The organism is Pseudomonas sp. PGPR40, from assembly GCF_022014505.1.
Classification (GTDB): domain Bacteria; phylum Pseudomonadota; class Gammaproteobacteria; order Pseudomonadales; family Pseudomonadaceae; genus Aquipseudomonas.
This window is the reverse complement of record NZ_JAKLSP010000015.1, coordinates 107689-127447: the sequence shown is the minus strand read 5'-3', so window position 1 is coordinate 127447 and position 19759 is coordinate 107689. Positions and strand designations below refer to the sequence as shown.

Annotated in this window: 17 protein-coding genes; 10 read left to right on the top strand and 7 right to left on the bottom strand. The window is 59.4% G+C overall.

Features of this window, described 5'->3' with window-relative positions:
* Positions 1–43 precede the first annotated feature (43 nt).
* Positions 44–2095 (bottom strand): methionine--tRNA ligase, encoded by a 2052-nt coding sequence (gene metG, locus MEB48_RS14860; protein ID WP_237884908.1) that lies wholly within the window; start codon positions 2093–2095, stop codon positions 44–46.
* A gap of 366 nt (positions 2096–2461) precedes the next feature.
* Here metG and apbC point away from each other — a divergent pair, with 366 nt between their 5' ends.
* Entirely contained in the window at positions 2462–3556 is a 1095-nt protein-coding gene (apbC, locus tag MEB48_RS14855) for an iron-sulfur cluster carrier protein ApbC (RefSeq protein WP_008069516.1), read from the top strand.
* A gap of 130 nt (positions 3557–3686) precedes the next feature.
* On the opposite strand, the gene MEB48_RS14850 is transcribed toward apbC, so the two are convergent.
* Complete coding sequence (locus MEB48_RS14850; protein WP_237884907.1) at positions 3687–4445, bottom strand: SDR family oxidoreductase; 759 nt, start codon at positions 4443–4445, stop codon at positions 3687–3689.
* A gap of 165 nt (positions 4446–4610) precedes the next feature.
* Between MEB48_RS14850 and MEB48_RS14845 the strand changes: the two genes are divergently transcribed.
* The 4 genes from MEB48_RS14845 to groL all read left to right on the top strand — a co-directional run bounded on the left by MEB48_RS14845 (position 4611) and on the right by groL (position 8119).
* Complete coding sequence (locus tag MEB48_RS14845) at positions 4611–5342, top strand: HugZ family pyridoxamine 5'-phosphate oxidase (protein WP_237884906.1); 732 nt, start codon at positions 4611–4613, stop codon at positions 5340–5342.
* A gap of 66 nt (positions 5343–5408) precedes the next feature.
* Complete coding sequence (locus tag MEB48_RS14840; RefSeq protein WP_038981886.1) at positions 5409–5885, top strand: FxsA family protein; 477 nt, start codon at positions 5409–5411, stop codon at positions 5883–5885.
* Between the two features lie 247 nt (positions 5886–6132).
* The gene (locus MEB48_RS14835; protein ID WP_237884905.1) at positions 6133–6426 is read left to right on the top strand and encodes a co-chaperone GroES; all 294 of its coding nucleotides are present in this window, start codon (positions 6133–6135) and stop codon (positions 6424–6426) included.
* 49 nt (positions 6427–6475) lie between these two features.
* Positions 6476–8119 (top strand): chaperonin GroEL, encoded by a 1644-nt coding sequence (gene groL, locus MEB48_RS14830; RefSeq protein WP_027922861.1) that lies wholly within the window; start codon positions 6476–6478, stop codon positions 8117–8119.
* A 194-nt stretch (positions 8120–8313) separates the two neighbouring features.
* On the opposite strand, the gene MEB48_RS14825 is transcribed toward groL, so the two are convergent.
* Positions 8314–9057 carry a phosphatase PAP2 family protein gene (locus tag MEB48_RS14825; protein ID WP_237884904.1) on the bottom strand — a complete coding sequence of 248 codons (744 nt, stop codon included), beginning with the start codon at positions 9055–9057 and terminating at the stop codon, positions 8314–8316.
* Between the two features lie 218 nt (positions 9058–9275).
* On the opposite strand from MEB48_RS14825, the gene colR reads away from it, so the two are divergent.
* From colR to MEB48_RS14800, 5 genes are all read left to right on the top strand, one after another.
* The gene (gene colR / locus MEB48_RS14820; RefSeq protein WP_237884903.1) at positions 9276–9959 is read left to right on the top strand and encodes a two-component system response regulator ColR; all 684 of its coding nucleotides are present in this window, start codon (positions 9276–9278) and stop codon (positions 9957–9959) included.
* The gene (locus MEB48_RS14815; protein WP_237884902.1) at positions 9949–11223 is read left to right on the top strand and encodes a sensor histidine kinase; all 1275 of its coding nucleotides are present in this window, start codon (positions 9949–9951) and stop codon (positions 11221–11223) included. Before colR ends, MEB48_RS14815 begins: the two co-directional genes overlap by 11 nt.
* A gap of 141 nt (positions 11224–11364) precedes the next feature.
* The gene (locus tag MEB48_RS14810) at positions 11365–12033 is read left to right on the top strand and encodes a class I SAM-dependent methyltransferase (RefSeq protein WP_237884901.1); all 669 of its coding nucleotides are present in this window, start codon (positions 11365–11367) and stop codon (positions 12031–12033) included.
* A 4-nt stretch (positions 12034–12037) separates the two neighbouring features.
* Positions 12038–12730: a lipopolysaccharide kinase InaA family protein gene (locus tag MEB48_RS14805; protein ID WP_237884900.1), complete on the top strand. Its 693-nt coding sequence runs from the start codon at positions 12038–12040 to the stop codon at positions 12728–12730.
* A gap of 2 nt (positions 12731–12732) precedes the next feature.
* Entirely contained in the window at positions 12733–12960 is a 228-nt protein-coding gene (locus MEB48_RS14800) for a hypothetical protein (RefSeq protein WP_026331876.1), read from the top strand.
* A 213-nt stretch (positions 12961–13173) separates the two neighbouring features.
* Here the strand turns inward: MEB48_RS14800 and MEB48_RS14795 are convergent, their stop codons facing one another.
* From MEB48_RS14795 to MEB48_RS14780, 4 genes are all read right to left on the bottom strand, one after another.
* A complete protein-coding gene (locus MEB48_RS14795) occupies positions 13174–16200 on the bottom strand; it encodes a multidrug efflux RND transporter permease subunit (RefSeq protein ID WP_237884899.1) in 3027 nt (1008 codons plus the stop codon).
* 13 nt (positions 16201–16213) lie between these two features.
* Positions 16214–17362, bottom strand: coding sequence for an efflux RND transporter periplasmic adaptor subunit (locus MEB48_RS14790; protein ID WP_237884898.1), 1149 nt, complete (start codon positions 17360–17362; stop codon positions 16214–16216).
* 206 nt (positions 17363–17568) lie between these two features.
* Entirely contained in the window at positions 17569–18666 is a 1098-nt protein-coding gene (locus tag MEB48_RS14785) for a DUF1513 domain-containing protein (protein ID WP_237884897.1), read from the bottom strand.
* A gap of 14 nt (positions 18667–18680) precedes the next feature.
* Positions 18681–19745 carry an imelysin family protein gene (locus tag MEB48_RS14780; protein ID WP_237884896.1) on the bottom strand — a complete coding sequence of 355 codons (1065 nt, stop codon included), beginning with the start codon at positions 19743–19745 and terminating at the stop codon, positions 18681–18683.
* Between the last annotated feature and the right edge of the window lie 14 nt (positions 19746–19759).

Below are 19759 nucleotides of genomic sequence, written 5' to 3'. Positions count from 1 at the left end.
AGTCGCGCCGGGCACGACTGTGGGATCGGTTTACCGCAGGGCTTTACTTGATGCGCTGACCCGGCTTGGCGCCGCTGTCGGGGCTCAGCAGGTAGATTTCTTCACCGCCGGGGCCTGCCGCCATCACCATGCCTTCGGAGATCCCGAATTTCATTTTGCGGGGCTTGAGGTTGGCGATCATCATGGTCAGGCGACCATTGAGCTTGGACGGGTCCGGGTAAGCGCTCTTGATCCCGGAGAACACGTTGCGTTGCTCGTCACCGATGTCCAGGGTCAGGCGCAGCAGCTTGTCGGCACCTTCCACGGCTTCGGCCTTGACGATCAGCGCAACGCGCAGGTCTACGGCAGCGAAGGTGTCGAACTCGATCTCTGGCGACAGCGGATCCTTGGCCAGTTCACCATTGCCGGCAGGTGCCGCTTGGCCGGTGTCGGTTGCGCTGGCGGTCAGGTCTTCTTTCGAGGCGTCGGTCATGGCTTGCACTTTTACCGGGTCGATGCGGGTCATCAACGGTTTGAACTCGTTCAGCTGATGGTTGCTGAGCAAGGTGGCGTGGTCGTTCCAGGTCAGCGGCGCGACGTTCAGGAATGCCTCGGCATCGGCGGCCAGCAGCGGCAGTACCGGTTTGAGAAAAATCACCAGTTGGCGGAACAGGTTGATGCCCAGGGCGCAAATGGCCTGGACTTCATCCTGCTTGCCTTCCTGTTTGTTCAGCGACCACGGCGCCTTGTCGGCGATCCAGGCGTTGGCGCGGTCGGCCAGGCCCATGATTTCGCGCATGGCGCGGGCAAAGTCGCGAGCTTCATAGGCTTCGGCAATGCTTGGCGTTGCGGCCAGGAAGGCATCGGTCAGTTCCGGCGCGGCATTGCCGGCTACCAGCACACCAGCGTTGCCTTTATGGATGAAACCGGCGCAACGGCTGGCGATGTTGACGACTTTGCCGACCAGGTCGGAGTTGACCTTCTGCACGAAGTCTTCGAGGTTCAGGTCCAGGTCGTCGACGCCACGGCTCAGCTTGGCGGCGTAGTAGTAGCGCAGGTATTCCGGCGACAGGTGATCCAGGTAGGTGCGCGCCTTGACGAACGTGCCACGGGACTTGGACATCTTCTGGCCGTTGACGGTCAGGTAGCCGTGCACGTTGATGCCGGTCGGTTTACGGAAACCGGCGCCTTCGAGCATCGCTGGCCAGAACAGGGCGTGGAAGTTGACGATGTCCTTGCCGATGAAGTGGTACAGCTCGGCAGTGGAGTCCTTGCCCCAGAACGCGTCAAAGTCCAGTTCCGGCGTACGGTTGCAGAGGTTCTTGAAGCTGGCCATGTAGCCGATTGGCGCATCCAGCCACACGTAGAAATACTTGCCTGGCTCGTCAGGAATCTCGAAGCCGAAGTATGGCGCATCGCGGGAGATGTCCCACTGTTGCAGGCCAGCGTCCAGCCATTCGGCGATCTTGTTGGCCACGGCGTCTTGCAACGTGCCGCTGCGGGTCCAGGCTTGCAGCATTTCCTGGAAGTCCGGCAGCTTGAAGAAGAAGTGCTGGGAATCCTTGAGCACCGGAGTGGCGCCAGAGATTGCCGACTTCGGATCCTTCAGGTCGGTGGGCGCGTAGGTCGCGCCGCATTTTTCGCAGTTGTCGCCGTACTGGTCTTCGGTACCGCATTTCGGGCAGGTGCCCTTGATGAAGCGGTCGGCCAGGAACATTTTCTTTTCCGGGTCGAAGTACTGAGTGATCGAGCGCGTGGCGATGTGCCCGGCGTCGCGCAGCTTCAGGTAGATCTGGCTCGACAGCTCACGGTTTTCTTCGGCGTGAGTGGAGTGAAAATTGTCGAAGTCCACCAGGAACTCGGCAAAGTCGGCGCTGTGTTCAGCCTGGACATTGGCGATCAGTTGTTCCGGGGTGATGCCTTCCTTTTCTGCGCGCAGCATGATGGCCGAACCGTGGGCGTCGTCGGCGCAGACATAAATGCATTGATTACCGCGATGCTTCTGAAAGCGCACCCACATATCGGTCTGGATGTATTCCAGCATATGGCCGAGGTGGATCGAACCATTGGCATAGGGCAGGGCGCTGGTGACGAGGATCTTGCGTGGCTCGGACATGGGGCTCGGCTACTTGATGAAACGGAGGTCGGCCACTATAAAGCGCCGGCGCATATTTTTCACCCTTCGGGCCTGTTTCCGGATGCATCGCCCCTGAAAAAGGTGGTGATGAGTTTGCCGGGTGCAAGAGGGCTTTGGTGGCGAGGGAGCTTGCTCCCGCTGGGTGGCGAAGCCGCCCCAATCCCGGCAACCCGGTTCCGACAGAAGGATCGCGTCACTGGATTACGACTGCTGCGCAGTCGAGCGGGAGCAAGCTACCTCGCCACAGGGATGTGTTTGCCACAAATCATCGTGGGGCATGCCGTCTATGATGTAGAACGGTTAGGATACCCGCCTGATTTTCCAGTCTTGCTATCGGAGTTGCCCATGAGCGCCGTCAATCGCGCAGCGGTGGAAGCCGTCCTTCGCCAATACACCGACCCTTATCTGAACCAGGACCCGGTCAGCGCCGGGTGCGTGCGCAGCATCGATATCCAGGGTGATCGCGTCAGCGTCCAGCTGGAACTGGGTTACGCCGCCGGTCTGTTCAAGAGCGGCTGGGCGCAGTTGCTGCAACTGGCCATCGAAGGCCTGGACGGCGTCGTCACTGCGCGCGTCGAGATCACCAGCGTGATCGCCGCGCACAAGGCTCAGGCACAGATTCCGGGGCTGGCCAACGTCAAGAACGTCGTGGCCGTGGCATCCGGCAAGGGTGGCGTGGGCAAGTCCACCACGGCTGCCAACCTGGCCCTGGCGCTGGCCCGTGAAGGCGCCAAAGTCGGGATTCTCGACGCGGATATCTACGGCCCGAGCCAAGGCATCATGTTCGGCATCCCTGAAGGTACCCGACCAAAGGTCAAGGATCAGAAGTGGTTCATTCCGATCGAGTCCCATGGCGTCGAAGTGATGTCCATGGCCTTCCTGACCGACGACAACACGCCGATGGTCTGGCGCGGGCCGATGGTGTCCGGCGCCCTGTTGCAACTGGTCACGCAAACGGCCTGGGGCGATCTGGATTATCTGGTCATCGACATGCCGCCAGGCACCGGCGATATCCAGCTGACCCTGGCGCAGAAAGTCCCGGTGGCCGGTGCGGTAATCGTGACCACCCCACAGGATCTGGCATTGCTGGACGCGCGCAAGGGCGTGGAGATGTTCCGCAAGGTCAACATCCCGGTGCTGGGCGTGGTGGAAAACATGGCCGTGCACATCTGCTCCAACTGCGGGCATGCCGAGCATCTGTTCGGTGAGGGCGGCGGTGTGAAGCTGGCCAATCAGTACGGTGTCGAACTGTTGGCTTCGTTGCCCCTGTCGATGCTGATTCGCGAACAGGCCGATGGTGGCAAGCCAACGGTGATCGCCGAGCCGGACAGTCAGATTGCGATGGTTTACCAGGAACTGGCCCGCCATGTCGGCGCGCGGATTGTGTTGCAGGAAGCGGCAACGCCGGCGATGCCGAACATCACCGTCAGCGACGATTGATTCGCTGAAGAAATGCGATCCAATGTGGGAGCGGGCTTGCTCGCGAAGGCGGTAGATCAGTCAACTTATCTGTTGGATGACACACCGCCTTCGCGAGCAAGCCCGCTCCCACATTGTGATTACGCCAACCTTAAATCCGCAACCCGCCATCCAATTCCAGAATCCGACCGGTGTAGTAGTCGTTCTCGAAAATGTAGGCCGCCGACTGGGCGATTTCTTCAGGTTTACCCATGCGCTTGAGCGGAATCCCCGACGTCATTTTCTCCAGCGCTTCGGGCTTCATGCTCAGGGTCATCTCGGTTTCGATGAAGCCCGGCGCAATGCCCGCCACGCGAATGCCATAACGTGCCAGTTCCTTGGCCCAGGTCACGGTCGCCGCAGCGACACCGGCCTTGGCGGCGGAGTAGTTGGTCTGGCCAACGTTGCCGGCGCGCGAAATCGACGAGATATTGATGATCGCGCCGCTGTTGTTCAGCTCGACCATTTTTGCCGCGACTTCACGGGTGCACAGGAACACGCCGGTCAGATTGACGTCGATCACCGCCTGCCATTGGGCCAGGCTCATCTTGGTCATTTCGCCGTCCTTGACCTTCAACAGCAGGCCATCGCGCAGAATGCCGGCGTTGTTGATCAGGCCATGAATCGCGCCGAAGTCGTCGGCCACCTGGGTGACCATGTGGGTCACCTGTTCTTCATCGGCGACGTTGCACAGGTAGGCGCGAGCCTCGACACCCTTGGCTTGGCAAGCCGCGACGGCGGCGTCGAGTTTTTCCTGATTCAGGTCCACCAGCGCCAGCTTCGCGCCTTTGCCTGCAAGATACTCGGCCATGGAACGACCTAAACCCTGGCAACCGCCGGTGATAATGATTACTTTGTCAGTGAGTTGCATTCGCATAGCCCCATAGCAGATCTGAGTGGTTTTCCTTCCAAAGGGCCTCTCGATCTGAGCCTGATGTGGCCTGGCTGCACATGAGAACTGCCCCTATGGCGTGCTGGAACTTTTATCCAGGTGCCTGTCCGTTTTTTCGACGGATTCTACATAAGGAGTCATAAATTGAGCGTTGTAGTGGCTAAGCATGCACGAGAATTGCTTCTCAAGGAATACCGTGGAGTGCTCTCGACACACTCCAAAGCGATGCCCGGTTTCCCGTTTGGCTCCGTGGTTCCGTACTGTCTGGATGAACAGGGCCGGCCGCTGATCCTTATCAGCCGCATCGCCCAGCACACTCACAACCTGCAGAAAGATCCGAAATGTTCGCTGCTGGTGGGTGAGCGTGAAGCCGAAGACGTACAAGCCGTTGGTCGCCTGACTTACCTCGCCGAGGCAGAAAAGCTCCAGGACACCGCTGCCATCGAAGCGGCCGCCGAGCGTTACTACCGCTATTTCCCCGATTCGCAGAACTATCACAAAGCCCATGATTTCGATTTCTGGGTGCTCAATGAGGTACGTCACCGCTACATCGGCGGCTTCGGTGCGATTCACTGGATCGATCAGTTGACCCTCGCCAACCCGTTCGCCGGCAAGGCCGAAGTGAGTATGGTCGAGCACATGAATGCCGATCACGCCAAAGCGATCGCCCACTACGTCGAGCTGGCGGGGTTACCGAAAACTGCACCGGCGCAATTGGCCGGCATCGACAGCGAAGGCATGCATCTGCGCATCGGTCAGGGACTCTACTGGCTGCCGTTTCAAACACCCTGTAATACGCCGACACAAGTACGCGAAGCCTTGGTTTTCCTGGCTCACGCCGAGCATTGGCCGAAAAATGAAGTGGCCGACGCTTGAATTCACGAAACGGCGACGTCATCTAAGGAAGACTGGCAAGGCATTCTTGCGTTGAGGAACCATTTGATGCGCCCTTTTTTGTTGCTCTTTGTACTGTTCCCGGTGTTGGAGCTGTTCGTATTCGTCAAGGTCAGTGGGGCGATCGGGTTTTTCCCGGCCCTGCTGCTGATCATTCTCGGCTCGATGCTTGGCGTGTTCGTGCTGCGTATCGCCGGTCTGGCTACTGCGCTGCGCGCCCGTGAAAGCCTGAACCGCGGCGAACTGCCAGCTCAGACCATGCTCGAAGGCCTGATGCTGGCCTTGGCGGGCGGCCTGTTGATCCTGCCGGGCTTCGTCACCGACGTGCTGGGTCTGATCATGTTGCTGCCGATCTCTCGTCGACTGTTGGCCAACAAAATGCGTCTGCGCGCCGAGGAACAAGCGATGCGTCAGCGTGCATTCGCCGATGACCTTCAGCCACGAGGTGGTCCTGCTCCGCAGCAGCCACTGGGCCGTGAGCCCAATGTGATCGAAGGCGAGTTCGAACACCGCGATTCCAAGTAACACTTCCATCGACACGGCACCCTCGGGTGCCGTGTTCGTTTTCAGGGCATCAACGTAAAAAATTTTCGCCCTGTGCCCTTGAAATAAGCTTGTACGCCCTTATGTAACGGTCACCGCAAGGTTTCTGGCAATTGTGCCAGACAGACTTCTGCGGTTCGCTTGACGAACCGCACCCGGCGCCGCCGGATTTGTTAAACCCGCCGGGACTACACCGGCCGATGAAAACCACAATTAGGAGAGATCGACAATGAAGCTTCGTCCTCTGCATGACCGCGTCGTCGTCCGTCGCAGCGAAGAAGAAAAGAAAACCGCTGGCGGTATCGTCCTGCCAGGTTCGGCTGCTGAAAAGCCAAACCAGGGTGAAGTCCTCGCGGTAGGCCCAGGCAAAGTGCTGGACAACGGTGAAGTGCGTGCGCTGTCCGTGAAAGTGGGTGACAAGGTTGTGTTCGGCCCTTACTCCGGCAGCAACACTGTGAAGGTTGACGGCGAAGACCTGCTGGTTATTGGCGAAAGCGAAATCCTCGCTGTCATCGAAGGCTGATTCCCCGCTCATTTTCCCGCTACTACAAAGTATTTAAGGAATATCGATCATGGCTGCTAAAGAAGTTAAATTCGGCGATTCCGCCCGCAAGAAAATGCTCGCCGGTGTCAACGTCCTGGCTGACGCAGTAAAAGCGACCCTGGGCCCTAAAGGCCGTAACGTGATCATCGAGAAGAGCTTCGGCGCTCCGACCATCACCAAGGACGGCGTTTCCGTTGCCAAAGAAATCGAGCTGAAAGATCGCTTCGAAAACATGGGCGCGCAGCTGGTCAAAGACGTTGCCTCCCGTGCCAACGATGACGCAGGCGACGGCACCACCACCGCTACCGTTCTGGCTCAATCGATCGTCAACGAAGGCCTGAAAGCCGTCGCTGCCGGTATGAACCCGATGGACCTGAAGCGCGGTATCGACAAAGCGACCATCGCGATCGTCAAAGAGCTGAAAGCCCTGTCCAAGCCTTGCGCTGACACCAAGGCGATCGCCCAGGTCGGCACCATCTCGGCCAACTCCGACAACTCCATCGGCGACATCATTGCCGAAGCCATGGAAAAAGTCGGTAAAGAAGGCGTGATCACCGTTGAAGAAGGCTCGGGCCTGGAAAACGAACTGTCGGTTGTTGAAGGCATGCAGTTCGACCGTGGCTACCTGTCCCCGTACTTCGTCAACAAGCCAGAGACCATGACTGCCGAGCTCGACGGTCCGCTGATCCTGCTGGTCGACAAAAAGATCTCCAACATCCGCGAAATGCTGCCAGTACTGGAAGCCGTTGCCAAAGCCGGCCGTCCACTGCTGATCGTGGCCGAAGACGTTGAAGGCGAAGCCCTGGCGACTCTGGTTGTGAACAACATGCGTGGCATCGTTAAAGTCGCAGCCGTCAAGGCTCCAGGCTTCGGCGACCGTCGCAAGGCCATGCTGCAGGACATCGCTGTTCTGACTGGCGGTACCGTTATCTCCGAAGAGATCGGTCTGAGCCTGGAAAGCACTACCCTGGAACACCTGGGTAATGCCAAGCGCGTGATCCTGTCCAAAGAAAACACCACCGTGATCGACGGTGCCGGCGTTGAGGCTGACATCCAGGCTCGCGTTCTGCAGATCCGTCAGCAAGTGGCTGATACTTCGTCCGACTACGACCGTGAAAAACTGCAAGAGCGTCTGGCCAAGCTGTCCGGCGGCGTTGCGGTGATCAAGGTTGGCGCTGGTTCCGAAGTTGAAATGAAAGAGAAGAAAGCCCGCGTTGAAGACGCCCTGCACGCTACCCGTGCAGCCGTTGAAGAAGGCGTGGTACCTGGCGGCGGCGTGGCACTGGTTCGCGCGCTGCAGGCTATCTCCGAGCTGAAAGGCGACAACGATGACCAGAACGTTGGCATCCAGTTGCTGCGTCGCGCTGTTGAAGCGCCACTGCGCCAGATCGTTGCCAACTCCGGCGACGAGCCAAGCGTAGTCGTCGACAAGGTCAAGCAGGGTTCGGGTAACTACGGTTACAACGCTGCGACTGGCGAATACGGCGACATGATCGAAATGGGTATCCTGGACCCGGCCAAAGTGACTCGTTCGGCTCTGCAAGCGGCTTCGTCGATTGCCAGCCTGATGATCACCACCGAAGCCATGATCGCCGAGATCAAGGACGACGCACCAGCTGGCGGCGGCATGCCAGACATGGGCGGTATGGGTGGTATGGGCGGCATGATGTAAGCCAGCCTTACCCCGTACATAAAAACCCCGCCTGCGGTTAAGCAGGCGGGGTTTTTTATTGCTTGTCAGAAAGTTGTGTTGTTAATGATGGCCCCTTCGCGGGCAAGCCTCGCTCCTACAGGTATTGAGTCGGACGCAATATCCGCGCACGCCATGAACCTGTAGGAGCGAGGCTTGCCCGCGAAGGCGTCAGCTCAGGCGCTGACAGGCTCTGCGTTGGCTACCCGCTCAGCCTTGGAAACCGGTCGATAAAGAATGTAGTAATACACCCCCAGACAAATCAGCCAGCAGAAAATCGCCGTCCACACATTGTGCGAGAAGAAGTGCGCGCCCTGCATCATCCGGCTGATGGAAAACACCGAGCCCAACGCGAAGGCGAAGACAAACGCTTTGCGCGCCAGACGCGGACGACGATCGCGCAAGACGAAAAACAGCGCAAACAACGTGAAGCCAGTCGCCGCATGCCCACCGGGCCAGCAGCGCCCCGGCTTATCGGTGTGCGGGCGCGGGCTGAGCAGTTCGCTGTAGGTTTCGTGCCCGCCGAATTGCTCCAGGCTCCATGGGCATTGCACCGCCGTCAGCGCTTTGACCGGGGTGACGAACGATGTTGCCAGCGCCAGAGACAGCACCAGGCAACCCAGTTCACGTTTGAACGGTTTGAGCCTTTCCATGAAAAAGGAGCTGACGAAGCCGAGGATGGCGAGCATTGAAAAGGCGATGACCACTTGCTTGGCCCGGTCATGCAGGATGTTTTCCAGGAAGAAACTGTGTCGTCCGATGAACTCGCCAGCGATCGGGTCATAGAACCGCTTGGCCAGGTCCATGTCCAGGGACGTCAGTTCGAGCAACAGCAGGGTGATCGCCGCAATGGCGGGCACTCCCAGGCACAGCCAGGCATTCAGTGGCCTGGAAGCGGGGCGGGCGGCGGTCGAAACCATGGCAATTCCTTGGTGAGTGAAATGTTCTGAAGGGCGCAACCGCGGGGAGTCTGAACACGCCTCTGTCGTCAGCCTGTGAATCGATGGTGAAAAAGTTGTTAAGGTCATCTCAGGCTTTTTTTGTCGGATTCCCCCCCGCACGCCACCCTATCCCTGAGCCACACTTGGCCTTAAGCTGCGCGCCAAGACAGCCGTTACTGTGTACGGAGGAGGTGCCGATGCGAATTCTATTGGTTGAAGACAACCGCGATATCCTGGCCAATCTGGCCGATTATCTTGGGCTCAAGGGGTACACCGTGGATTGCGCGCAGGACGGTCTGTCGGGCCTGCACCTGGCGGCCACCGAGCACTATGACTTGATCGTGCTCGACATCATGCTGCCTGGCATCGACGGTTACACCCTGTGCAAACGCCTGCGCGAAGACGCCCGCCGCGACACGCCGGTAATCATGCTCACCGCCCGCGATCAACTCGATGACCGTTTGCAAGGCTTCAAATCCGGTGCGGATGACTATCTGATCAAACCCTTTGCCCTGTCCGAACTGGCCGCGCGGGTCGAGGCGGTCATGCGCCGTGCCCAAGGGGGCGGTCGCCGTGCCTTGCAAGTCGGTGATCTGAGCTACGACCTCGATACTCTGGAAGTGACGCGCGAAGGCCGTCTGCTAAAACTTAACCCGGTGGGCCTGAAGTTGCTGGCCGTATTGATGCAGAAAAGCCCTCATGTGTTACGCCGCGAGGTTCTCGAAGAAGCCCTGTGGGGCGATGACTGCCCGGACAGCGACAGCCTGCGCAGCCATGTCCATCAACTGCGTCAGGTGATCGACAAACCATTCGACAAACCCTTGCTGCACACGGTGCACGGCGTCGGTTATCGCTTGGCCGAGGGCCGTGATGGAGTTTAAGCAAAGTCTTGCTCAGCGGATCATCATCGCCTTTGCGTTGATGAGCGCACTGGTGGCGGGAGCCTTCGCCATGGGCATTGTGGCGACCGTGCACCTGGTGGAAGAAAAACTGATTTCGGCGGGTCTGGGCGGCGATTTGCAACGCCTGTTGCTGATGGACAGCGTGTCGGACTGGAGCCACCGCCCTGAGCCGGATCAGCTGTTCTATTTCAGCGGCGGGCCGGGCGACTTCGATTTGCCCAAGGATTTGCGGCATCTGGACTCGGGCTTTCACGAAGTTTTTCGTGAGCAACTGTCGTATCACGCCATGGTCGAAATCGTCGACGGTCGGCGCTACGTGCTGTTGCAGGACCAGAGCGATTTCGAAGAGCGTGAACGGGTGCTGTTTGCCGTGGTGCTGACAGGTTTCGTCCTGAGCCTGGCATTGGCGGTATTTCTTGGCTGGGTGCTGGCGCGCAAGGTCATGGCGCCGGTGGTGCGATTGGCCCGTCAGGTGCGTCATCGCGATCAGTTACTGGGCCTGGCGCCGCCGCTGGCGCCGGACTATGCCGCCGATGAAGTGGGCGAGCTGGCCGTGGCCTTCGATGCCACCCTCGGGCGTTTGCGTCAGGCATTGACCCGTGAGCGATTGTTCACCAGTGATGTCAGCCACGAGCTGCGCACGCCGTTGATGGTGTTGGCCAGTTCCTGTGAGCTGTTGCTGGAAAACCCTGGCATCGATCAGCGCGGCCGTGCCCAGGTCGAGCGAATCGCCCGTGCGTGTGCCGAGATGCGCGAGCTGGTGCAAACCTTCCTTATGTTGGCGCGTGCTCAACACGAAGATGCCAGCATGGCTCCCCAACAGACCCTGAGCCAGGTGGCCGACGGGCTGCTCGGCCAATGGCGCGAGCCGATCGAAGCCAAAGGTCTGACGCTGAACTTTGAGCCGGGCAATCCGCCGGACACCCGCTATAACGCGACCCTTCTGCATGCGGTGATGGGCAACCTGTTGCGCAATGCGCTGCATTACACCGAGCGCGGCTACATCCGCCTCGCCCTGACGGATACAGGGTTCGTGGTCGAGGACAGTGGTGTAGGCATTCCCGAGGAAAAACGCGAGGCGATGTTCGAGCCTTTCGTGCGCGGCAACGAAAAACGCGGCGAGGGCCTGGGGTTGGGGCTGTCGCTGGTGCAGCGGATTTGCGAGAACCAGGGCTGGAGTGTCAGCCTGACGAACATGGAACCCCATGGCTGCCGTTTTCAGGTGGAGTTCAATCAGGACTAGCGGGCTTTAAATGAATTCAGCTCTGTAAAACCCTGAAATAATTCCGGGTTTTACATGACATTTTTTTCACAAACGCACGACCTGACGCTGACACGGTGCTACCTAGGGTAGTGGTCATCAGACGTTCAGGAGACTGCAGTGATGGCTGGCCCGATCAAGCTCAAATTTTCCGAAAAATACGACGATCAACACGCCCAGCAATATTTGCGCAAGCATCAGGAGGGTCTCAGTCGCCGACTGTCCCACTGGCGTGACGAGCAGCTGGCGCGAAAAGCGCTGACGCTGGCCGGAGAGCCTGGGCTGGTCCTCGATTTGCCGTGCGGCGCGGGGCGTTTCTGGCCGCTGCTCGCGGAAAAACACAACCGTGTCATCATCGGGGCCGACAACTCCGAATCCATGTTGAAGACTGCCATGCAGGCGCAACCCGCCGACGTGGTGAAAAGGGTACAACCCTTGCACACTTCTGCATTCGACATTGCCTTACCCGATAACGCCGTTGACAGCATTTTCTGCATGCGCTTGCTCCATCACATCGGTGAAGCCGAACATCGACTGGCCATCCTGCGCGAATTCCAGCGTGTCACCCGCGACAGCGTGATCCTTTCGTTGTGGGTGGACGGCAATTTCAAAGCCTGGAGACGCAAACGCCTCGAGCAGACGCGGGAGCAGGGAAGTTACCAAAATCGATTTGTGTTACCGGCTGCGACGGTCGAACAGGAGTTCGAGCAGGCGGGTTTCCGAATTCAGGAGCGACTGGATTTTTTACCACTCTATGCGATGTGGCGGGTGTACGTATTACGCAAGAGGTAACAGGATGGCAGTTGCTCCTCGGGACCGCTTCGACTACTTCTGGAACCTGCGCGGCGAATGGGTAGAAGAACCCAACGTCCGTCGTGGTGGAGACAGTGGCGTGCAGCGCGTTATGGGCAGTGATGGACAGCTGCTCTACATCAAGCGTCAAACCGGGCATACCTATCGCAGCGGGTTACACCCGTTCGGTCGGCCGACAGTATTGCGCGAGCGTGATGCGCTCATCGGTTTGCGCCGGCTCGGCATTCGTGTTCCGGAAATTGTTTTCTGCGAGGCACTGCGCGATCCCGTGAATAATAAATGGCGCGCATTACTGGTTACCAAGTCCCTGGATGGCTTCGAGGAAATCAAACACTGGTACGCGGGGGGTGGTCGCGAGCGTTACGGTGAAGCGATGCATGATCGTGTATTGAAGGATCTGGCAGACAATCTGGCCCGCATGCACAAGGGTCGTTGGCAGCACAGCTGCCTCTACATCAAGCACATATTCGTGCGGGTCACCGGCGAAGGCGAGTCGGCCAAGGTCGAAATTGCCTTGATCGATCTGGAGAAATGTCGGAAGCGTTTGATCGCCCGTCAAGCAGCGGTCCATGACCTGAAACAACTGCGTCGCCACTCGTCGTTCAGCGATACAGACTGGAAAAAACTCGTCTATTTTTATGAGACGGCGTTTGGCAGCGCTATCAAAGGCTTATAACAATGAAACTCGAAATTGCACGAGGTTTGTTTTTAGCCGGAGCCTTGGCAGTTGCTTCATTGGCGGTGGCAGCATGGGAGCAGCCCCGCACGCAAGTCCTCAGCTCCGTGCACGGTGACGCGCATTGTCCGTTGCCCCGGGTTGCCAAAGCACCCGTGGCCACTCAACCCGATCATGACTTGTTACTGTTCATGTTCGGACTTTCTCAGGGACTGAGGCCACAAAGTTGAACAGATTGAAGCCCAAATAAAAGGCCTCGCAAATGCGAGGCCTTTTCTTTTCACTTGGCTCACCATCGATCGTTCCCACGCTCTGCGTGGGAATGCCTCTACGGACGCTCCGCGTTCGGCTTTTGATGGGACGCGGAGCGTCCCGGGCTGCATTCCCACGCAGAGCGTGGGAACGATCGTCTAGGAGCTGCCGAAGGCTGCGATCTTTTGACGTTAGTGTTTATCGGGTTTGGCCAGCAACGTGTAAATACACGGCAACACGAACAACGTGAACAGCGTCCCGATCGACATCCCCGTCGCGATCACTGTGCCGATGTCGAACCGACTGACGGCACCCGCGCCCGTGGCGATGATCAACGGCACCATGCCGAACACCATCGCCGCCGTGGTCATCAATACCGGACGCAAGCGAATGGCCGCCGCTTCCTCCACCGCTTCGCGAGGCGATAGCCCCTTCTCCTTGCGTAACTGGTTGGCGAACTCGACGATCAGGATCCCATGCTTGCTGATCAGCCCGATCAACGTCACCAACCCTACCTGGGTATAGATGTTCATGCTCGACCAGCCGAGGAACAACGGGATCAACGCGCCACAGATCGACAGCGGCACGGTCACCAGTATCACCAGTGGATCGCGGAAACTTTCGAACTGGGCCGCCAGTACCAGAAAGATGATCGCCAATGCCAGGGCAAAGGTGACCCACAGCGCGCTGCCTTCCTGAACGTATTGCCGTGACGCACCGGCATAGTCGACGGCATAACCCGCCGGCGCTTCTTCCCGAGCGATCTGGCGCACGGTGTCGATGGCCTCACCCATGCTGACCAGCGGGACCCCGGAAAGAATCGCCGAATTGAGTTGCTGGAACTGATTCAACTGGCGCGGTCGCGCCCGGTCGGTCACGGTGATCAGGGTCGACAGGGGCAGCAATTCGCCCTTGGTGTTCTTGACGTAATAATGGTTCAGCCAGTCGGGGTTATCCCGGAAGGGCCGTTCCACCTGCGCGATGACTTTATAACTGCGACCTTCGATGGTGAAACGGTTGATCTCCGCTTCACCCAGCAACGTTGCGAGGGTGCCGCCCAGGTCCTGCATCGACACACCCATCTGTGCAGCCTTGGCGCGATCGATATCCACCACGACTTCGGGTTTGTCAAAGGCCAGGTCGACGTCGACGAAAGCGAACTTGCCGGACTCCATCGCTCTTTTTTTCACCCGGTCCATCACGTCCAACAATGACTCATAGGTGTTGGCCGAGTTGATCACGAATTGAAACGGCAAGCCTTCACCGGTGCCCGGAAGGGATGGCAGGTTGAAACCGAAGATCTGCAACCCGGGAATGCTCTCCAGTTTGCTCTGGACCTCGGGCAGGATTTGCATTTGGGTCCGGTCGCGTTCGTTCCAGGGTTTGAGCAGGAAGCCGCCGATCCCCGATTGCACGCCATTGAAACCGTTGATCTGGAACGAGGAGTAGTACTCGGGGAACTCCTTGAAAATCGTGAGGAACTCGTCGGTATAGGTATTCAGGTAGTCGAGGTTGGCCGTCTGCGGGGCATTCGCCATCATGAAGATGACGCCCTGATCCTCGTCCGGCGCCAGTTCCGACTTGGTGAACTTGAGCAACACCGGAATCAGACACAGCACAATCACCGCGAACACCAGGACTACCGGCCGGGTGTTGAGAGTGCCATGAAGCACACTCTGGTAACGGCGCTTGAGGCCTTCGAAGATCACGTCCAGGCGATGGGCCAGGCCAGTAGGGTTTTCATCGTGGCGCAATAGCAGGGCGCACATCATCGGCGACAGTGTCAGGGCAACGACGCCGGAGATCACCACCGCCCCGGCCAGGGTCAGGGCGAATTCCTTGAACAGCGCCCCCGTCAGGCCGGTCAGGAAACCGATCGGCGCATAGACCGCCGCCAGGGTGATGGTCATCGACACCACGGGCATGGCGATTTCCCGGGCACCCTCGATAGCCGCATCGAGCGGCGTCTTGCCTTCTTCGATGTGCCGGTGGATGTTTTCCACCACCACGATGGCGTCGTCCACCACCAGCCCGATGGCCAATACCATTGCCAGCAAGGTCAGCAGGTTGATCGAGTAACCCATCATCTGCATGAAGAACATCACGCCGATCATCGACAGCGGAATGGTGACCACCGGGATCACCACCGAGCGCAGGGCGCCGAGGAACAGGAACACCACCACGATCACGATCAGCACCGCTTCGAACAGGGTTTTCACCACTTCGTCGATGGAGGCCTGGATGAACAGCGTGGCGTCGTAGGCGATTTCGCCTTTCAGGTTCGGCGGCAGCTGGGCTTCCAGCTCCGGCATGATCTTGCGTACTTCCCGGATCACGTCCAGCGGGTTGGCGCCGGGCGTGGCCTTGATGCCGATGTACACCGAGGGCGTGCCGCCGAAGGAACTGATGGTGTTGTAGTTCTCCGCGCCCATCTCGACCTGCGCCACGTCCCGCAGCAGCACGCGACTGTCGCCCTCTACCTTGAGCGGAATCGCGCCAAAGGCTTCGGCAGATTTGAGCTCGGTGTTGGCGTTGATGCTGGTAACCACATACTCGCCTTTCACCTCGCCGGCGGCAGAGAGAAAGTTGTATTGGCGCACGGCGTTGGTCACGTCGCTGGCACTCAGGCCGAAACCGGCGAGTTTCACCGGGTCCAGCCACAGGCGCATGGCAAACACCTGGTTACCGAGAATCTCGGCTTCGGCCATGCCCGGCAGAGTGGCGAGTTTCGGCTGGATGACCCGTGACAGGTAATCGGTGATCTGTGGATTGCTCAGCTCGTCGCTGAAGAAGCTGATATACATCAGCGCCGAAGCGTCGGCGGCTTCCTTGCTCAGCACCGGGTCTTCGGCGTCCTGGGGCAGCTGGTTCTTGACCTCGTTGGCCTTGGCCAGCAGCTCGGTGAACAAGCGGTCGCTGTTGGCGCCGATGCGCGCGTAGATCGAAATCACCGAGAAGTTCTGGCGACTGACCGACGTCATGTAGTCGATGCCTTCGGCGCTGGCCAGGCTCTGCTGCATCGGTTGGGTGATGTAACCCTGGATGGTTTCGGCGTTGGCCCCGGGGTAAGCGGTGGTCACCGTGATCAGGGCGTTTTCCATTTGCGGGTATTGGCGCAGCGGCAATTTGCTCCAGGCCTGGAAACCCAGCAGCACAATCAACAGGCTGACCACGGTGGCGAGCACCGGGCGGCGGATGAACGGGTCGGTAAAAGCCATGGGGATTCCTTGATCAGTCAGCGCGCGGCTGACTGCTCTTCTCGGCTAAAGTCTTGTCGTCGCTGATGGCAATGTGCGCGCCGTGGTCCAGTTTGATCTGTCCCCCCGTGACCACTTTTTCGCCGTTCTGCACGCCTTTGGTGATCACGACCATTGCGTCGCGGCGCTCGCCGGTTTCGACGAAACGTCGTTCGGCGATTAGAATCGGCTCGCCCTTGTCGTCTTTTTCGAGGCTGCCGTCTTCGGCCTTTTTCTGCCCGACGACGTACAGCGAATTGCCATAAAGGGTGTAGGTGATTGCGCTTTCCGGCACAACGATGTGCGGCTGCGGATCGGGCAACATCACCTGCAGGCTGGCGAACATGCCCGGCAGCAGTTTGCCATCGGGGTTGGCCAGGGTCGCGCGCACCAGCACATTGCGGGTGCTGCTCTCGACTTTCGGGTTGATCGCGCTGATAGTGCCGGGGAAACTCTCTGTCGGGTAGGCCGACACAATGACTTGTACCGGTTGGCCGAGGGCGATTTTCGGCACCGATTGTTCGGGCACAAAGAAGTCGACGTAGAGGCTGCTGAGGTCTTGCAGGGTAGCGATCATCGTGCCGCTGGCCACGTAGTCGCCGACGTCCACCTGACGAATGCCGATGGTCCCGCTGAACGGGGCGAGGATGCGCCTTCTTTCCAGCGCCGCCTTGAGCTGGTTGACGGTGGCCCGGCTCTTTTGCAACACCGCCGAGAGTCGGTCGAACTCGCCTTTGGAAATAGCCTGGCTGCCCACCAATTGACTGCCGCGACCGTAATCCAGTTGCGCCAGTCCCAGGTCGGCTTGAGCGGTTGCCAGCAGGGCAGTTTCAACGGAGGTGTCGAGCTGCAGGATCGGCTGACCGGCCTTGACCTTCTGCCCGGACTCGAACTGCACTTCCTTGACGGTGCCGGCGATCTCCAGACTCAGGTCGACCCCTTGCAGCGCCGTGAGAGTGCCGACCGTTGGCAAACGGCTTTGCCACGGACGTTCGGTGGCGGTGGCCACGGCGACATTTATCGGCGGTTTCGGCGCGGAGAAGCCCTGCATCATTGTGTAGATGGAGAAGGCTTTGTAACCGGCCAGGACCAGCACGATTAGCAGGACAACACCCAACATGATCAGCATGCGGCGACGCAGCATATTTCCATTTCCTTGGAGAAAATCAGGTGGTACAGGCGGGAACATTACTCCGAGTGTGAGGGGGATTCCAACTGGCAGTTATTACAGAATGGCGCAAACCCTGTAGGAGCGAAGCTTGCTCGCGAAAGCGGTGTGTCAGCCAACTAATGTACTGACTGACACACCGCTTTCGCGAGCAAGCTTCGCTCCTACAAGGGAGGATGAAGTCAGATCAAGTGAAGATGGTTGTCCCAGAGCCCCGCAGGCAATTCCAGAGGTTTTGCGACAAGGCTTGTCAGGCGGCAATCGTAGTACCGGCATCGTCCTTGACCGGAGGTCACGACAAAACCATCGGCCACGGCCCCGACGCCGGCGCAATCAGGAAGTGGCGCGTCCAGGCGTACTTCAGCGCTGTCCAGGTCCCAGATAAAAAAGCGGTTACCTCGCGGCGCGGTCAGGGCGACCAGACGTAATTCACTGTGTACGGCAACGCTGGCGGTGTAATGCCCCATGGCCTGCAATTGATGCTCGGGTACCGGGAACGCCACGAACGGTTGGCCGGGACGCTTGATCGCCAGCAGTTCCGATGACTCGTGAGCAGCGCCCATGAACTGCTGACCGGCGACGATAGTGCCATCGCTGGCGACGCCCAAGTGCCGCACGCTGTTCATCTGCTGGGCCAGTGTTTCCTTGCTCAACAACGTGCCATCGCGCTGCATCAACACCAGGCTCGGCTCCATCGCGTTGAGGTTCATCTCGACCCGGCTTTCAGCCTCGGTGCGAATGCCGCCGTTGGCGACAATCAGCGTCTCGCCATCGGGCATCCACGACACCTGATGCGGGCCGACACCGTGGGTGGAAAGCTCGCCACTGTGCACCAGGCGCTCACCTTCGAACTTATACACACCGAGCAGGCCACGGCCCGGATCGGAGGTGTCGTTCTCGGTGGCGTACAACCAGTCGCCGCTTTGGTGAATCACCGCGTGACCGTAGAAGTGCCGGTTCGGCTGCGACACCACGGTTTGCAGCAACGTGCCGTCGCGCAGATCGATCAGGTAACTCTCGGTACCCGGACGCCGGGCGACGAACAGCGCTATCGGCAGCGTCGGGTGATTGATGATGTCGTGGCAACGCTGGCCAACCTGGGTGGCAAACACCCGGGTGCCGTCCAGCCGATAACCGACGGCGTAATGCTTGCCATCACCGTCGTCCCGCGCCGAGAGCAGCAGCGGGCTTTTGTCCTTTTGCTTGAACAGCGTCCAGCCGCCCAGTGTCACTGCACCCAGCAGCAAACTCCCTAACGTCAGAGCCTGGCGTCGCAGCATGGCACTTGCCCTCATCAGTCACCGTCGTTGGCGTTGAAGCCCAGTTGGATACCCAGTGCCTTGGCCAGCTCGCCTTCGTGCAGGCGATGGACCACGTTGAGGCTGTCGTAGATCGCATTGAGCTGCTGGCGCCCGGCATCGTCGCTGAGCATGTCGGTCAGCGAGCGCTGGTTGCTGGCGAACAGTTTCAGGGACGCTGCGTAGGCCGCGTCGATCTTGTCGGCCAAGGGTTTCTGCTCGCTCGGCAACAGGCCGCGCAGGCCTTTGTTGTCGACACCGACCCAAACGGTTTGCGCCGCGCTCAGGCTCGCTTGCAGGCCTTGCAGCGACGATTGGCTGCGCCAGGCGTCGGCCTGGAACGGTTGTGGCGTGCCCTTGCTCTGACGACCCATCGGAGTGCCGAGTTTTTTCTTCAAGGAGTCCAGTGCCGTCACTTGCACGCGCAGCAGATCGGCGATCGCTTCGTGGGAGTCGGCGTAGCGCTGGTTCGGAAATTTACTCAGCTGCGCGAGCATGCCGTCGTTGGTGTTCCAGCGCGACAGGATCTCTTCGGCCAGTTGCTTCTGGCGTTCGCCAATGGCGGTCAGCAGCGGGCAATATTTGGCTTTCTGCGCGCTGTCAGCCATGTCGATCTTGCTGTCGAACAAGATGTATTCATAGGCCGAGAGCCCCTGAACCACAACGCTGGACTTGGCCAGGGCAGCAGCATCGATCTGCGGTTGCGCGGTGACCAGTTGCTCGACCTGACGGCCCACGAGGTTTTTCTTGTCCGGCCAGAACTGCACCTGCCACGAACGGTTGCCCTCGGCCAACGGCCCGATCAGCAGCGGTTGCAACTCGGCCCAGGCTTTCTGCGCGTGCAGGAAGTCGGCACGGGCGGTTTCGAGGTTTTCCTTGCCTTGGCAGAACGCCAGGGCGCTGACCGCCAGTTGACGGTCGGCTTCAACCCAGCGGCTGTAGGTCGGCAGGATCACTTGCTTGGCGATGGCTGCCGACGTGACCGCTTGCGGATCCTGGGGCGAACAGGCGCCCAGGGCGAGGGCGGCCAGGCTGGTGAACAACAATTTGGGACGGAACATGTCGGGCTCCCGCG

Excerpts from the sequence above, each read along its gene's own strand:
- groL (WP_027922861.1), top strand. The coding sequence starts at position 6,476 with ATGGCTGCTAAAGAAGTTAAATTCGGCGATTCCGCCCGCAAGAAAATG.
- MEB48_RS14800 (WP_026331876.1), top strand. The coding sequence starts at position 12,733 with ATGAAACTCGAAATTGCACGAGGTTTGTTTTTAGCCGGAGCCTTGGCA.
- MEB48_RS14810 (WP_237884901.1), top strand. The coding sequence starts at position 11,365 with ATGGCTGGCCCGATCAAGCTCAAATTTTCCGAAAAATACGACGATCAA.
- MEB48_RS14850 (WP_237884907.1), bottom strand. The coding sequence starts at position 4,445 with ATGCAACTCACTGACAAAGTAATCATTATCACCGGCGGTTGCCAGGGT.
- MEB48_RS14815 (WP_237884902.1), top strand. The coding sequence starts at position 9,949 with ATGGAGTTTAAGCAAAGTCTTGCTCAGCGGATCATCATCGCCTTTGCG.
- MEB48_RS14780 (WP_237884896.1), bottom strand. The coding sequence starts at position 19,745 with ATGTTCCGTCCCAAATTGTTGTTCACCAGCCTGGCCGCCCTCGCCCTG.
- colR (WP_237884903.1), top strand. The coding sequence starts at position 9,276 with ATGCGAATTCTATTGGTTGAAGACAACCGCGATATCCTGGCCAATCTG.
- apbC (WP_008069516.1), top strand. The coding sequence starts at position 2,462 with ATGAGCGCCGTCAATCGCGCAGCGGTGGAAGCCGTCCTTCGCCAATAC.
- MEB48_RS14825 (WP_237884904.1), bottom strand. The coding sequence starts at position 9,057 with ATGGTTTCGACCGCCGCCCGCCCCGCTTCCAGGCCACTGAATGCCTGG.
- metG (WP_237884908.1), bottom strand. The coding sequence starts at position 2,095 with ATGTCCGAGCCACGCAAGATCCTCGTCACCAGCGCCCTGCCCTATGCC.
- MEB48_RS14840 (WP_038981886.1), top strand. The coding sequence starts at position 5,409 with ATGCGCCCTTTTTTGTTGCTCTTTGTACTGTTCCCGGTGTTGGAGCTG.
- MEB48_RS14795 (WP_237884899.1), bottom strand. The coding sequence starts at position 16,200 with ATGGCTTTTACCGACCCGTTCATCCGCCGCCCGGTGCTCGCCACCGTG.
- MEB48_RS14785 (WP_237884897.1), bottom strand. The coding sequence starts at position 18,666 with ATGCTGCGACGCCAGGCTCTGACGTTAGGGAGTTTGCTGCTGGGTGCA.
- MEB48_RS14805 (WP_237884900.1), top strand. The coding sequence starts at position 12,038 with ATGGCAGTTGCTCCTCGGGACCGCTTCGACTACTTCTGGAACCTGCGC.
- MEB48_RS14835 (WP_237884905.1), top strand. The coding sequence starts at position 6,133 with ATGAAGCTTCGTCCTCTGCATGACCGCGTCGTCGTCCGTCGCAGCGAA.
- MEB48_RS14790 (WP_237884898.1), bottom strand. The coding sequence starts at position 17,362 with ATGCTGCGTCGCCGCATGCTGATCATGTTGGGTGTTGTCCTGCTAATC.